Source organism: Nitratireductor sp. CH_MIT9313-5, assembly GCF_037029545.1.
Classification (GTDB): domain Bacteria; phylum Pseudomonadota; class Alphaproteobacteria; order Rhizobiales; family Rhizobiaceae; genus Chelativorans.
In genome coordinates this window covers 178339-191373 of record NZ_JAYMER010000011.1, presented here as the reverse complement: position 1 = coordinate 191373, position 13035 = coordinate 178339, and the positions used below count along the sequence as shown (strand labels likewise).

Here is a 13035-nt window from a genome sequence, read left to right as displayed (position 1 = left end):
GGGAGAGCCAGATGGTGGAACGCATCGAAATCAATGGTTTGAAGATTGCGCGTGAGCTGCATGATTTTGCAGTCAATAAAGCCATGCCTGGAACCGGCGTTGATGCGGAGACCTTTTGGCGTGCACTGTCTGACCTCGTGCACAATCTCGCGCCGCAAAACCGCGCACTTCTTGAAAAGCGGGAGAAACTACAAGCTCAAATCGACGACTGGCACCGCAAGAATGGCGCTCCAACCGATCTTGAAGCCTATGAGGCCTTCCTTCGTGAGATTGGCTATCTGCTGCCGGAAGGCGAGGATTTCCAGGTTCAGACCGAGAATGTTGATCCCGAGATTGCCGAGATCGCAGGTCCTCAGCTCGTCGTGCCCGTGATGAATGCGCGCTACGCACTCAATGCTGCCAATGCACGCTGGGGCTCCCTTTATGACGCGCTATACGGCACTGACGCCATCTCCGAAGAAGACGGAGCGGAAAAGGGCAAATCCTACAATCCGGTCCGCGGCGAAAAGGTGATTGCCTGGGGCCGCAACTTCCTTGATGAGAGTGCGCCGCTCGAAACTGGCTCCTGGTCCGACGCGACGGCGTTGACGGTGGAGGGCGGCAGGCTTCTGGTCAATACGGATGCCGGGAACGTGCATCTCAAAGATGTCAGCCAGTTCACCGGCTACGAGGGCGACGCGTCCGCACCCAAGACCGTCATCCTTTCCCGCAACGGCTTGCATATCGGTATCGGAATCAATCGCGATCACCCGATTGGCAAGGACGACAAGGCGGGCATATCCGATATCCAACTCGAATCTGCCCTGACCACCATCATGGACTGCGAAGACTCCGTCGCTGCCGTCGATGCAGAGGACAAGGTTCTGGCCTATGGCAACTGGCTTGGCCTGATGAAGGGTGACCTGCAGGAAGAGGTCACCAAGGGCGGCAAGACCTTCACCCGCAAGCTCAATCCCGACTGGACTTTCAGCGGGCCGGATGGGTCGGAGCGCAGCCTCAAGGGCCGCTCGCTCATGCTGGTGCGCAATGTCGGACATCTGATGACCAATCCGGCGATCCTTGATCGCGACGGCAACGAGGTGCCGGAAGGCATCATGGATGCGATGTTCACCGCTCTCATCGCACTGCACGATATCGGCCCCAATGGCCGACGCATGAACAGCCGTGAAGGCTCCATGTATGTGGTGAAGCCCAAAATGCACGGGCCGGAAGAAGTGGCCTTCGCCGTCGAGATCTTCTCGCAGGTCGAAGATGCGCTCGGCATGAAGCCCAATACGATCAAGATGGGCATCATGGACGAAGAGCGCCGCACGACGGTCAACCTGAAGGAGTGCATCCGCGCTGCAAAAGAGCGGGTGGTCTTCATCAATACCGGTTTCCTCGACCGCACAGGCGACGAGATCCGCACCTCGATGGAGGCCGGCCCCATGATCCGCAAGGGCGACATGAAACAGTCGACCTGGATTGCGGCCTATGAAAACTGGAACGTGGATATCGGCCTTGAATGCGGTCTTGCCGGACATGCGCAAATCGGCAAGGGCATGTGGGCCATGCCGGACCTGATGGCCGCGATGCTGGAGCAGAAGATTGGCCACCCGAAAGCCGGTGCCAACACGGCCTGGGTGCCCTCGCCCACCGCTGCAACGCTTCACGCCACGCATTATCACAAGGTCAATGTGCGCGAAGTTCAGGAAGAGCTGAAGAACCGCGAACGCGCCAAGCTTTCCGATATCCTTTCAATTCCTGTCGCCACACGTCCGAACTGGTCGGATGAGGAGATCGCACAGGAGCTCGACAACAATGCGCAGGGTATCCTGGGCTATGTCGTTCGCTGGGTCGATCAGGGTGTGGGCTGCTCCAAGGTGCCGGACATCAATGACGTCGGCCTGATGGAAGACCGCGCGACCCTGCGCATCTCAGCGCAGCACATGGCGAACTGGCTGCATCACGGCGTTGTCAGCGAAGAGCAGGTGATGGAAACACTCAAGCGGATGGCCAAGGTTGTAGACGGGCAGAATGCAGGTGACCCGAACTATCGCCCGATGGCGCCGGATTATGACAAGTCCATTGCCTTCCAGGCAGCCTGCGACCTGGTCTTCAAGGGGCGCGAGCAACCGAGCGGCTATACGGAGCCGGTTCTTCATCGCCGCCGCCTTGAACTAAAGGCTGCGGGATAACACATCGGCGCTCATGAACATTCTTGCCATCGACACTGCCGCCAATCTTTGTGCCGCCTGCGTCTATGATCGCGCCGCAGGCGAGGTCAAAAGCCGGGTGGTGCTCGATATCGGCAAGGGTCATGCAGAACATGTGATGGATGTGGTGGAGCGCGCGCTGAATGAGAGCGGGCTCACCTATCGCCAGATCAAGGCCGTGGCCGTCAATTCCGGCCCCGGCTCCTTTACCGGCGTGCGTGTTGGAATTTCTGCCGCGCGCGGGATCGGGTTGGCACATAACCGCCAGACCTGCGGCGTGAACGCGCTTGATGCGCTCGCATTCGAGGCTCTGGAGAAATATCCCGGCCGCAGCGTGCTTGTGGCTACCGGCAACCGCGATGAAAGCCTTGCCTGTTTGGGGGTAGACGGAACTTCCGAATTCCCCTTCGTGAACTACGAATTGCTCTCTGCCGATGAGGCTCGCGAGAAGCTTGGAAGGGACACGATCCTTGTCGGCGATGGCGGCTGTCGCATTGCCAGGGCCCTCGGCCGTGACTGCGACTTCGACAGCGCCACAGCAGACATAACAAGCTTTGCCCGACTTGCTGCCAAGGCGCAGGGCACAATTCCAGCGGTTCCGCTTTATCTGCGCGACCCCGACGCAAAGCCGCAATCCGACTTCGCGCTTGCCATCAAGGGCATCTGACGTGCTTTCTTTCGGGGGATTTCGCAGACGCAGCTTCATCATCCGCGCATTGGAGCGCGATGACTGCGCGCGCGTGGCGGAACTTCACGAGGAGAGTTTTGCGCGTCCGTGGTCGGAAGACGAATTTGATGCACTCGTCACCCAGTCCACCGTGTTTGGCTATGTCGCCGTTCCCGAGGGTCGGTCGAGGGCAAAGGCCGAGGGTTTCGTGCTGGCGCGTCTTGCTGCCGGAGAGGCTGAAATTCTGACCATTTCCGTCTCGCGCTCCTGTCGGCGCAGAGGTCTTGGCCGCGATCTGATGGACGCCACCTTACGCCACCTGCATCATGAGCGCGCCGAAGCGCTGTTCCTCGAGGTCGACGAGAACAATGTCGCGGCGCTCGCGCTCTATCGCCGTCTCGGTTTTCAGAAAGTGGGCGAACGGCCCGACTACTATGGCGAAGGCCAGACCCGACGCAGCAATGCGTTGGTGATGCGCCGGGATCTTCATCCAAGGCAGGGATGATGGGAGCTTTGGGCCTTTATGCGCGGCTTGTGCTGGTTGCGCTCTACACTCTGCCGCTCATGCCGGTGCAATGGCTGGCGCTCAGGTTTGGTTGGCCGGATGAACGGATCATCCCGCGCCTGTGGCACCGGATGACGCTTTGGGTGCTGGGCATACGGGTGCGCAAATTTGGCAAACCGGCGCTGAACGGCCCGCTGATGATGGCAGCCAACCATGTTTCCTGGACCGACATCGTCGTCCTCGGCTCCATTTCCGGCGTGCATTTCATCGCCAAATCGGACATGGCCTCCTGGCCCATCCTTGGCACTTTCGCGCGCATGCAGCGATCCGTCTTCGTAGAGAGGGAGCGCAAGCGCTCCTCTTCAGATCAGGCGCAGGAAATCGCCGAACGCCTTTCGGGCGGTGATCCGATGGTTCTTTTCGCAGAAGGCACGACTGGTGACGGCAATGGGGTGCTGCCCTTCAAGACGACACTTTTCGGTGCAGCCCAACTTGCACTGCAAAAGCTCGACGACCAGCATGTGACCATACAGCCGGTCGCCCTCGCCTACACCAAAAGCCACGGGATGAAGCTCAACCGCCGTGAGCGGGCGGAGATCTCTTGGATAGGCGACCTCGATCTCTGGCCGCATCTGAAGACGGTACTCAAGGCACGACCGCTGGAAGTCGAGGTTCGTTTCGGTGAGCCGTTGAGTTTTGCCGGAGCAGGTGATCGCAAGACCGTTGCTCGTGAAGCCGAACGGCAGGTACGTGCGATGCTTCGGGCCGCGCTCCGGCCATAGAGTTTACCGGCCACACGCAAAAACCGTCTGTTTTTTGACATGTAAAAGCGTTAGGACACGCGGCATGGAACAGAATTCTTTGCATCATTCGGACGCCGCTGCCGCTGAAGGCAATGCTGGCGCGACTTCGGTGGCGACCAAGAAGGTTTTCGTGAAGACCTATGGCTGCCAGATGAATGTCTATGACAGCCAGCGCATGGCCGATGCCCTGGCCGCGCAAGGGTATGGCCCGACCGACAGCATCGAGGAGGCCGACCTCGTTCTGCTCAACACATGCCATATCCGCGAGAAGGCAGCCGAGAAGGTCTATTCGGAGCTTGGCCGCATCCGGCAGTTGAAGGATGAGCGCGCGGCCGAAGGCCGCGAGACGATTGTCGGCGTTGCAGGATGCGTTGCCCAGGCGGAAGGACGCGAGATCCTGCGTCGTGCGCCGGTGGTCGACCTCGTCATCGGACCGCAGACCTATCACCGTCTTCCCGATGTGGTGAGGCGTGCCCGTGGCGGCGAGAAGATCGTCGAGACGGAATATGCGCTGGAAGACAAGTTCGAGCATCTGCCGGCAGCGCAGAACAAGGTGACGCGCAAGCGTGGTGTCACCGCATTTCTCACCGTGCAGGAGGGCTGCGACAAATTCTGCACTTTCTGTGTGGTTCCCTATACGCGCGGCGCGGAAGTTTCCCGTCCGGTCTCGCAGATCGTGGCGGAAGCGGAACGCCTGGCAGAAGCGGGCGTGCGCGAAGTCACGCTTCTTGGCCAGAACGTCAATGGCTGGCATGGCGAAGGGGCGGATGGCCGCGAATGGGGCCTTGGCGAACTTCTGTTCCGTCTGGCCGAGATTCCCGGTCTTGACCGGCTGCGCTACACGACCAGCCATCCCCGCGACATGGATGACGCGCTGATTGCTGCCCATCGCGATCTCGACAAGCTGATGCCCTATCTGCATCTGCCCGTGCAGTCCGGTTCGGACCGCATCCTCAAGGCGATGAACCGCAAGCACACCCATGACGACTATTTGCGCCTGATCGAGTGCATTCGCGAAGCGCGGCCGGACATTGCCATGTCGGGCGACTTCATCGTCGGCTTCCCCGGCGAGAGTGAAGAGGATTTTCAGGAGACCATGCGCATCGTGCGCGAGGTGAACTACGCGCAGGCTTTCTCCTTCAAATATTCGCCTCGCCCCGGCACACCCGGCGCCGACATGGACGGTCATGTTGCAGAAGATGTGAAAAGTGAGCGCCTGCAGAGGCTGCAGGAGCTACTTTATCAACAGCAGCGTGAATTTGCCCAAAGCCTTGTAGGAAAACAGATATCCCTCCTTCTGGAGAAGCCCGGTCGGGAAGCGGGTCAGCTTGTCGGACGCTCTCCCTGGCTGCAGCCCGTAATTGTTGATGAAAGGCTGGGCGAAATCGGTCAGATTATAGATGTCAGAATCAGCAAGGCGGGGAGTAACAGCCTCTTTGCGGAGCCGGTCGCAGGCCCTATATCGGCAACAGAGGTAGCGTGACCCTTGTCACCGCGTCGAAGGGAACAAAGCGTTTGAATGCCAGCACCGAGCTGAAGAATACGCCTGTCGGGGCGTCGGATATGGCCCATATCGTCCTGACTTTCGATGACAACAAGCTCGCGGGCACGCTCTACGGCCCGTTTGACGAAAACCTGGCGCGTATCGAGCAGAAGCTCGGCGTCGATGTTTCCTCCAAGGGCAATCAGGTCGCCATCAAGGGCGAGCCAATCGCCGCCGAACAGGCCCGCCGAGCGCTCGATTATCTGTACGAACTCGTCCAGGGCGGCACCGAACTTACTCCCTCCGAAGTGGATGGTGCACTCCGTCTGTCTCTTGCAGCCGACGATCAACTGAGCCTGCCCACCATGGAGCGCAAGGGCAAGCTTGCCGCAGCGCAGATTTCCACGCGCAAGCGCACCGTCTATGCACGATCGGCCAATCAGGACGCCTATATGCGCGCACTGGAGCGGGCCGAGCTCGTCTTCGGCATCGGGCCGGCAGGCACCGGCAAGACCTTTCTGGCCGTCGCCTATGCCGCCATGCTTCTGGAACGCGGCATAGTGGACCGCATCATCCTTTCGCGCCCTGCCGTTGAGGCGGGTGAACGACTGGGCTTCCTGCCGGGCGACATGCGCGAAAAGGTCGATCCTTATCTGCGCCCGCTTTATGACGCGCTTTACGACATGATCCCTGCCGACAAGGTGGAGCGCGCGCTTGCTGCCGATGTCATCGAGATCGCGCCGCTTGCATTCATGCGTGGCCGCACGCTTGGCAACGCTGTGGTCATTCTCGATGAGGCGCAGAACACGACGCCGATGCAGATGAAGATGTTCCTCACTCGTCTGGGCGAGAACGGCCGCATGATCATCACGGGCGATCCAAGCCAGATCGACTTGCCGCCGAACACAAAGTCAGGGCTCGTGGAGGCGCTCAATGTGCTGCGCGACGTTCCCGGTATCGTGACGGTGAAGTTCAATCAGAAAGACGTGGTGCGCCATCCACTGGTGGCTGCCATCGTCGAAGCCTATGACCGCAAGGCTCCGGAGACCAATGGCTGAAGGCATTCTTGTTGCCTGCGCCGTTGAGGCAGGAGACTGGCCAGACGAAGCGGAGCTTGAAGCTTCTGCGCGGCGCGCTTTCGCGGCGGCAGCAGAAAGGACGGACGCCCCTCCCCTGTTCGAGGTCAGCCTGCTCTTTACCGATGATGCGCATATTCAGGTGTTGAACCGCGACTTCCGGGGTAAGGACAAGCCGACCAATGTTCTTTCCTTCCCCGCAGCCAGCGGTGTTTTTCCCGATGACGCCACGAAGGTACTGGGCGACATCGTCATCGCGCGCGAGACCGTGGAGCGTGAGGCCGAGGAAGAGGGCAAGAGCTTCGACCATCATTTGACCCATCTTCTCGTACACGGTTTTCTTCACCTTTTGGGGTATGATCACGAGTGTGATGACGAAGCTGAGGAGATGGAGGCGATGGAACGTCTGATCCTTGCAGGTCTTGAGATCAGTGATCCCTATGCCTAACTTTGAGTTTTGAACCATCGAAAGACAATGACAGACACATCTATCAGCGCGCTTGGCGCGGTGCCTGACAGCGAACAGGCGACACCTTCTCCCGACAGCGAAGAGGGGCCTAGTAGCAGTGCGCAGCGACAGCCCTCACGCCCCAGTTTCTGGCAGGCGTTGGGGAGCTTCTTCGGACTGCGCAACAATTCCACGATCCGGGAAGATCTAGCCGATGCTCTGGACGAGCATACGGCGGACACCACGGCATTTTCGCCCGGCGAACGGGCGATGCTTCAGAACATTCTGCGCCTGCGCGAATTGCGCGTCGACGATGTCATGGTGCCTCGTGCCGACATCAAGGCTGTCGAGCTGAACACGACATTGCGCGATCTTCTTCTGCATTTCGAGGAATCCGGTCATTCGCGCCTGCCGGTCTATGGTGAGACGCTGGATGATCCGCGCGGCATGGTGCATATCCGCGATGTGGTCGGCTATCTGATCCGCACGTCCCGTCAGCGCAAGGGACGCGGGCGGAATGCCAAAACGGCTGCCTCGCAACTGCTCGACCTGGGCCATGTCGATCTCGACCGCACGATATCCGAATTGAACCTCGTGCGCTCGCTCCTTTTCGTTCCCCCTTCCATGCTGGCCTCCGACCTGATGGCGCGCATGCAGGCTGGCCGCATCCAGATGGCGCTGGTCATCGACGAATATGGCGGCACTGATGGTCTCGTCTCACTTGAAGACATCGTCGAAATGGTCATCGGCGACATCGAGGACGAACATGATGACGACGAGCCCATGATCGAGCAGAAGGGCGACGGCATCTTTCTGGTCGACGCCAAGGCCGAAATCGATGATGTGGCAAAGGCCATTGGCGACGGCTTCAATGCCGGCGAACATGCCGAGGAAGTCGATACGATCGGCGGCATGATTTTCAACGCGCTTGGCCGCGTGCCTGCGCGCGGCGAAGTGGTGCAGGCCGTACCCGGCTACGAGTTCCACGTGGTTGACGCGGACCCGCGCCGGGTGAAGCGTGTGCGCATCGTGCAGGGCCGCTCAGCGGACAGGCGTCGTCGCCCCAAACCCGCGCGCGCAAGCGAAGGCTAGAGGCGTCTCCAACGCGCTCAAGCGTTGGAGCGCTCGATATTGGCTGGTACATCTATGTTCCAGCTGATTCGAGCGTGGACATTCATGGAAACTCTGGCCGATCGCGTAATTCTTCTTTCGGGGCTTAAGCGATGGCTCCTGACCATTGCAAGCGGCGCTGTCTTGGCGTTGACAGTTGCGCCCTTCGACTTCCCCGCAGCCGGCTTCATTTCCTTTACACTTCTTGTCTGGCTTCTCGATGGGATCTTCGCCGAACGAACAGGACTGCGGAGCATTGCCGCCTTTTTCAGGTGCGGCTTCTGGTTCGCCTTCGGCTTCTCGCTTGCATCGACCTGGTGGCTGGCGGCAGGTCTGTTTGCCGACGAGATGGAGTTGGCCTGGGCGTTTCCCCTGGCGCTACTCGCCTATCCCGCACTTAGCGCGTTGTTCTATGGCGCAGCCGCGGCAGTAGCCGGCGCATTGTGGACGGACGGGATCGGCCGGATTGCCGCGCTTGCCTTCACATTTGCGATCGCAGACTGGCTGCGGACGGAAACTCTTGCAGGTTTTGCCTTTAATCCAATCGCTGCGACCGGGATGCCTACTCCCTTGCTCATGCAGGGTGTTGCAGTCATTGGGATGGCAGGCGTGGCTGCACTTGCGGTTTTTGTCTATGCCGCCCCCGCAGTGCTTGGAAATCGAAAACAGGTTTTTAGCACGATCGGACTGGCAGCAGCTCTTATTGCAGGTCAAACGGGTTTTGGGCTGTTTACGCTGAAAGGCGGTAATCCGACCTCGAATGACCTTTCTGCCCGCATTGTTCAGGTCGAGCCCGAGAAAGTTAAAATTGTAAATAATACAGACTATGATCTGAATGTTCTTCTGTCTGCCTTCAAGCAGTCCGATCAGACTAACGGATATTCTGATCTAGTCTTGTGGCCGGGCCTTTCCCTGCCCGTCGTTCTTGCCCGAGAACCGGAAATTCTCGAAAAAATCGCATCTTCTGTGAATAACGGACAGGTTTTAGTCGCCGGCACTTACCGCACTGAGGAGGGGGACCACCCGCGTATATATAAATCTACGGCTGTGGTTAACCACAACGGTGAGGTGATAAACGCATCAGACAAGCGCATTCTCCTTCCACTTTTCGAACGACCAATTCTCCCCGAATGGTTGCAATCCGTTGCTGACAATGCTGACATGGGAGAAGTCAGACGTTACAGCACCGGCGGGGCGCGACAAACACTCCCCTTGTCAGAAAACACAAGGGCTCTATCTTTGATGGATACGGAAATACTGCTTCCCGGACGCTTCCTAGAGTATGCGGATGATGCAGATCTCATCATCCATCTGAGCGGCTCCATGGGCCGCAGTTTTGATTTTGGCAATTATCAGGAGTTGCGGAGCGCACAAATTTTTGCAGCCCTGATGCGGCTTCCCGTCTTGCGCGCCAGCAGCTCTGGGTTGTCCGCAGCAATTGACGGTTACGGCCGCATTCGTGAGACAGTTTCAACTGGCGCAACAGGTGTAATCGACTTGCTTACACTGCCGAAGCGTGCAAAAAGAACAATTATGATGCAGAATAGAGTTCAAGAGGCAATTTTTCTCGGTTTTTTTGGCATTTTTGCCTTTGCCGCGAGATTGAGCCGCAGGGCGAATTGACTTTTCCCTATAGGGGTAAGCATAGTCAGGTCGAACTGATTGAACGTTTAACTACCAGCAGCGCAGGGCTTGGCTCCGTCGCTTGAGACACTAGGAAGGCCGCCAGCGAACGGCGAGGATTAAATGGACAAGAACAACAAGAAGAAACCAAACCCGATCGATGTGCATGTCGGCAGCCGTATTCGGCTTAGGCGTAACATGCTTGGCATAAGCCAGGAAAAGCTTGGCGAGAGCCTCGGAATTACCTTTCAGCAGATTCAGAAATACGAAAAGGGCACCAATCGCGTCGGCGCCAGCCGTCTGCAGGCGATCGCCTCGATCCTGAGTTCTCCGGTTTCGTTCTTCTTTGAAGGCGCCCCAGGGGAAGATGGTCAGCCGGCTCCGGGCATGGCCGAAGAAGGTGCATCCTATGTCACCGACTTCCTCAACAGCTCCGAGGGCATCCAGCTCAACCGCGCTTACGTGAAGATTTCCGATCCGAAGCTGCGCCGCAAGGTTCTGGATCTGGTGAAGGCCCTCGCCGACGCCGAGGAATAGCAGTATAATGTCCGCCGCGCGTCTGGCGGACATGACGCTTTCATGACGGGAAGGCGCAACTGCAGATGTTTGCGCCATAACTTCTTGACCCTCTGACAGGCGATTGGCTAACACAGTGCGGCCAATTCACCGGCAGTCGAGCCGGACTTACTCAGAGGGGTTACCCGTGGCACGCAGCAACTATCTCTTTACAAGTGAATCCGTATCCGAAGGTCACCCCGACAAGGTGTGCGACCGGATTTCCGACGAGATCGTGGACCTCGTCTATCGTGAGGCGAAGAAGGAAGGCATGGACCCGTGGAAGGTTCGTGTCGCCTGTGAAACCCTCGCCACGACCAACCGGGTCGTCATTGCCGGCGAAGTGCGCGTGCCGCAGAGCCTGCTCAAGCGGGACAAGTCCGGCGAGATCGTGATGGACGCCAGCGGCAACCCGGCGATCAACCCCTCCAAGTTCCGTTCCGCCGCGCGTCGCGCGATCAAGGCGATCGGCTATGCGCAGGACGGCTTCCACTGGAAGACCGCGCGCATTGACGTGTTGCTGCACGGCCAGTCGCCCGATATCGGTCAGGGCGTTGATAATGCTGCCGACAAGCAAGGCGAGGAAGGTGCCGGGGATCAGGGCATCATGTTTGGCTATGCCTGCCGCGAGACGCCCGATCTCATGCCGGCTCCTATCTGGTATTCGCATCGCATCCTTCAGTTGCTCGCCGAGGCGCGCAAGGCAGGTGAAGGCGATGCGGCCCTGCTCGGACCCGACGCCAAGAGCCAGGTGACCGTGCGCTATGTGGACGGCAAACCATACGAGGCGACACAGATCGTGCTTTCCACCCAGCATCTGGATGCGAGCTGGGACAACAAGAAGGTTCGCGCAGTTGTCGAACCCTATATCCGTCAGGCGCTGACGGAAGGCGGGCTGTCGATCGCCGACGATTGCAACTGGTACATCAATCCGACGGGCAAGTTCGTCATCGGTGGCCCCGACGGCGATGCGGGACTGACCGGTCGCAAGATCATCGTCGACACCTATGGCGGCGCGGCACCCCATGGCGGCGGTGCTTTCTCCGGCAAGGACACCACCAAGGTAGACCGGTCTGCCGCTTATGCCGCACGCTATCTCGCCAAGAATGTGGTCGCGGCCAATCTGGCCGAGCGCTGCACGATCCAGCTCTCCTACGCCATTGGCGTTGCACAGCCGCTTTCGGTCTATGTGAACCTGCATGGCACCGGCAAGGTGAGTGAGGAAGAAGTCGAAATTGCCATCCGCGACGTGATGGACCTTTCGCCTTCAGGCATCCGGCGCCATCTGGACCTCAACAAGCCGGTCTATGCCAAGACTGCCGCTTATGGTCATTTTGGCCGCAAGCCGGGACGCGACGGCTCTTTCTCCTGGGAGCGCATGGACCTGGTGAAGGAACTCAAGCGCTCGCTGTCCAAAGCCGCCTGAGGCAATTCGCAAACAAGAAGAACAGTGGCGGCGCAAACTGCGCCGTCCTCAAGGTAAGTGAACCATGGCCGAAGAGCATCCTGAACGTTCAACGGAGGCATTTTTCGGCCGCCGTCGCGGCAAGCGCCTGCGCCCGCAGCAGAGCGAGGCGCTGACCCAAGCGCTCACCAATCTGAAAATCGATCTGACGTCCACTCCACCTGACCATCTAGAAGAGCTTTTTCCGGCAAGGGTGAAGGATGTGCGCCTGGAAATCGGCTTTGGAGGCGGCGAGCATCTGCTAAACGAGGTGAGCCGCCATCCTGACACCGGCTTCATCGGCGTTGAACCCTTTGTCAACGGCATGGCCAAGCTCGCTTCGGCGTTGGAAGGCCAGACACCGCAGACGTTGCGTCTTTATGATGACGATGCGACGCAGCTTCTCGACTGGCTGCCGGAAGCTTCGCTCAGCGGTATCGACCTGCTCTATCCCGATCCCTGGCCGAAGAAAAAGCATTGGAAGCGGCGCTTCGTGAGTGCCGTCAATCTAGACCGCTTTGCACGCGTGATGAAGTCTGGCGCGCGCTTCCGCTTCGCGTCGGATATCGACACATATGTTAATTGGACGCTTCAGCACTGCCGACGGCATGACGCCTTCGAGTGGCAGGCGCAGAGCGCGGATGACTGGCACACGCCCTATGAAGGCTGGCCGGGAACGCGCTATGAAGCAAAGGCGATCAGGGAAGGCCGCACACCGGCCTATCTGACGTTCATCCGCATCTAGAGATGCGCCTGGCTCAAGTTCGGTGCCCCCGCCTTTGAGCCAGGATCCACCCGCTTAATAGCGGTTGATCTGACGGAACTGGTCCGGATCAATGCCGAGACGGCTCAAATCGGAGCTGCGGGCAGGACGACGGTCGCGGACGGCTGCCGAAACGGCCATGGCGCTGCCGACGAGATCGAAAAATCCACCGATACCGGAGAGTACCTTACGGGTGCGCATGGGTCTTCCTTCCAAGATTTGTGCGATGCAACATAAGTAGGCGCCGCAAGGCATTTGCGAAACACACAATGCTGCAAGCCACCCATGCGTTTGGTGCAATGCACAATGGAAAGCCTGTACGAAATCTCGCCTGCCCCGAGTTGTGCTTGAACTGCAGGGCGG

The 13035-nt window shown here is 59.0% G+C and carries 13 protein-coding genes; 12 read left to right on the top strand and 1 reads right to left on the bottom strand.

Annotation, left to right across the window (positions count from 1 at the left end; all coding sequences use genetic code 11):
- Positions 1-11 precede the first annotated feature (11 nt).
- The 12 genes from WA367_RS04980 (at position 12) to trmB (ending at position 12654) form a co-directional block, all read left to right on the top strand.
- Positions 12-2177 (top strand): malate synthase G, encoded by a 2166-nt coding sequence (locus WA367_RS04980; protein ID WP_442935542.1) that lies wholly within the window; start codon positions 12-14, stop codon positions 2175-2177.
- A 13-nt stretch (positions 2178-2190) separates the two neighbouring features.
- The gene (tsaB, locus tag WA367_RS04975) at positions 2191-2862 is read left to right on the top strand and encodes a tRNA (adenosine(37)-N6)-threonylcarbamoyltransferase complex dimerization subunit type 1 TsaB (protein ID WP_336055689.1); all 672 of its coding nucleotides are present in this window, start codon (positions 2191-2193) and stop codon (positions 2860-2862) included.
- A 1-nt stretch (position 2863) separates the two neighbouring features.
- Positions 2864-3367 (top strand): ribosomal protein S18-alanine N-acetyltransferase, encoded by a 504-nt coding sequence (gene rimI / locus WA367_RS04970; protein WP_442935541.1) that lies wholly within the window; start codon positions 2864-2866, stop codon positions 3365-3367.
- Positions 3364-4149: a lysophospholipid acyltransferase family protein gene (locus WA367_RS04965; RefSeq protein ID WP_336055688.1), complete on the top strand. Its 786-nt coding sequence runs from the start codon at positions 3364-3366 to the stop codon at positions 4147-4149. Before rimI ends, WA367_RS04965 begins: the two co-directional genes overlap by 4 nt.
- Before the next feature lie 64 nt (positions 4150-4213).
- Positions 4214-5653, top strand: coding sequence for a tRNA (N6-isopentenyl adenosine(37)-C2)-methylthiotransferase MiaB (gene miaB, locus WA367_RS04960; protein WP_336055687.1), 1440 nt, complete (start codon positions 4214-4216; stop codon positions 5651-5653).
- 80 nt (positions 5654-5733) lie between these two features.
- Entirely contained in the window at positions 5734-6711 is a 978-nt protein-coding gene (locus WA367_RS04955) for a PhoH family protein (RefSeq protein WP_336056039.1), read from the top strand.
- Positions 6704-7177: an rRNA maturation RNase YbeY gene (gene ybeY / locus WA367_RS04950; RefSeq protein ID WP_336055686.1), complete on the top strand. Its 474-nt coding sequence runs from the start codon at positions 6704-6706 to the stop codon at positions 7175-7177. The genes WA367_RS04955 and ybeY overlap by 8 nt, the downstream gene beginning before the upstream one ends.
- A 27-nt stretch (positions 7178-7204) precedes the next feature.
- Positions 7205-8269, top strand: coding sequence for a hemolysin family protein (locus WA367_RS04945; RefSeq protein ID WP_336055685.1), 1065 nt, complete (start codon positions 7205-7207; stop codon positions 8267-8269).
- 84 nt (positions 8270-8353) lie between these two features.
- On the top strand, positions 8354-9910 hold the full coding sequence (gene lnt, locus WA367_RS04940) for an apolipoprotein N-acyltransferase (RefSeq protein ID WP_336055684.1): 1557 nt from the start codon (positions 8354-8356) through the stop codon (positions 9908-9910).
- 123 nt (positions 9911-10033) lie between these two features.
- Entirely contained in the window at positions 10034-10447 is a 414-nt protein-coding gene (locus tag WA367_RS04935; RefSeq protein ID WP_336055683.1) for a helix-turn-helix domain-containing protein, read from the top strand.
- Between the two features lie 166 nt (positions 10448-10613).
- Positions 10614-11891 (top strand): methionine adenosyltransferase, encoded by a 1278-nt coding sequence (gene metK / locus WA367_RS04930; RefSeq protein WP_336055682.1) that lies wholly within the window; start codon positions 10614-10616, stop codon positions 11889-11891.
- Positions 11892-11955: 64 nt separating this feature from the next.
- The gene (gene trmB, locus WA367_RS04925; RefSeq protein WP_336055681.1) at positions 11956-12654 is read left to right on the top strand and encodes a tRNA (guanine(46)-N(7))-methyltransferase TrmB; all 699 of its coding nucleotides are present in this window, start codon (positions 11956-11958) and stop codon (positions 12652-12654) included.
- A gap of 54 nt (positions 12655-12708) precedes the next feature.
- Here trmB and WA367_RS04920 read toward each other — a convergent pair whose 3' ends face one another.
- Positions 12709-12873 carry a hypothetical protein gene (locus tag WA367_RS04920; protein WP_200875517.1) on the bottom strand — a complete coding sequence of 55 codons (165 nt, stop codon included), beginning with the start codon at positions 12871-12873 and terminating at the stop codon, positions 12709-12711.
- Positions 12874-13035 lie beyond the last annotated feature (162 nt).

Excerpts from the sequence above, each read along its gene's own strand:
- WA367_RS04980 (WP_442935542.1), top strand. The coding sequence starts at position 12 with ATGGTGGAACGCATCGAAATCAATGGTTTGAAGATTGCGCGTGAGCTG.
- tsaB (WP_336055689.1), top strand. The coding sequence starts at position 2,191 with ATGAACATTCTTGCCATCGACACTGCCGCCAATCTTTGTGCCGCCTGC.
- WA367_RS04965 (WP_336055688.1), top strand. The coding sequence starts at position 3,364 with ATGATGGGAGCTTTGGGCCTTTATGCGCGGCTTGTGCTGGTTGCGCTC.
- miaB (WP_336055687.1), top strand. The coding sequence starts at position 4,214 with ATGGAACAGAATTCTTTGCATCATTCGGACGCCGCTGCCGCTGAAGGC.
- WA367_RS04955 (WP_336056039.1), top strand. The coding sequence starts at position 5,734 with ATGGCCCATATCGTCCTGACTTTCGATGACAACAAGCTCGCGGGCACG.
- ybeY (WP_336055686.1), top strand. The coding sequence starts at position 6,704 with ATGGCTGAAGGCATTCTTGTTGCCTGCGCCGTTGAGGCAGGAGACTGG.
- WA367_RS04945 (WP_336055685.1), top strand. The coding sequence starts at position 7,205 with ATGACAGACACATCTATCAGCGCGCTTGGCGCGGTGCCTGACAGCGAA.
- lnt (WP_336055684.1), top strand. The coding sequence starts at position 8,354 with ATGGAAACTCTGGCCGATCGCGTAATTCTTCTTTCGGGGCTTAAGCGA.
- WA367_RS04935 (WP_336055683.1), top strand. The coding sequence starts at position 10,034 with ATGGACAAGAACAACAAGAAGAAACCAAACCCGATCGATGTGCATGTC.
- trmB (WP_336055681.1), top strand. The coding sequence starts at position 11,956 with ATGGCCGAAGAGCATCCTGAACGTTCAACGGAGGCATTTTTCGGCCGC.
- WA367_RS04920 (WP_200875517.1), bottom strand. The coding sequence starts at position 12,873 with ATGCGCACCCGTAAGGTACTCTCCGGTATCGGTGGATTTTTCGATCTC.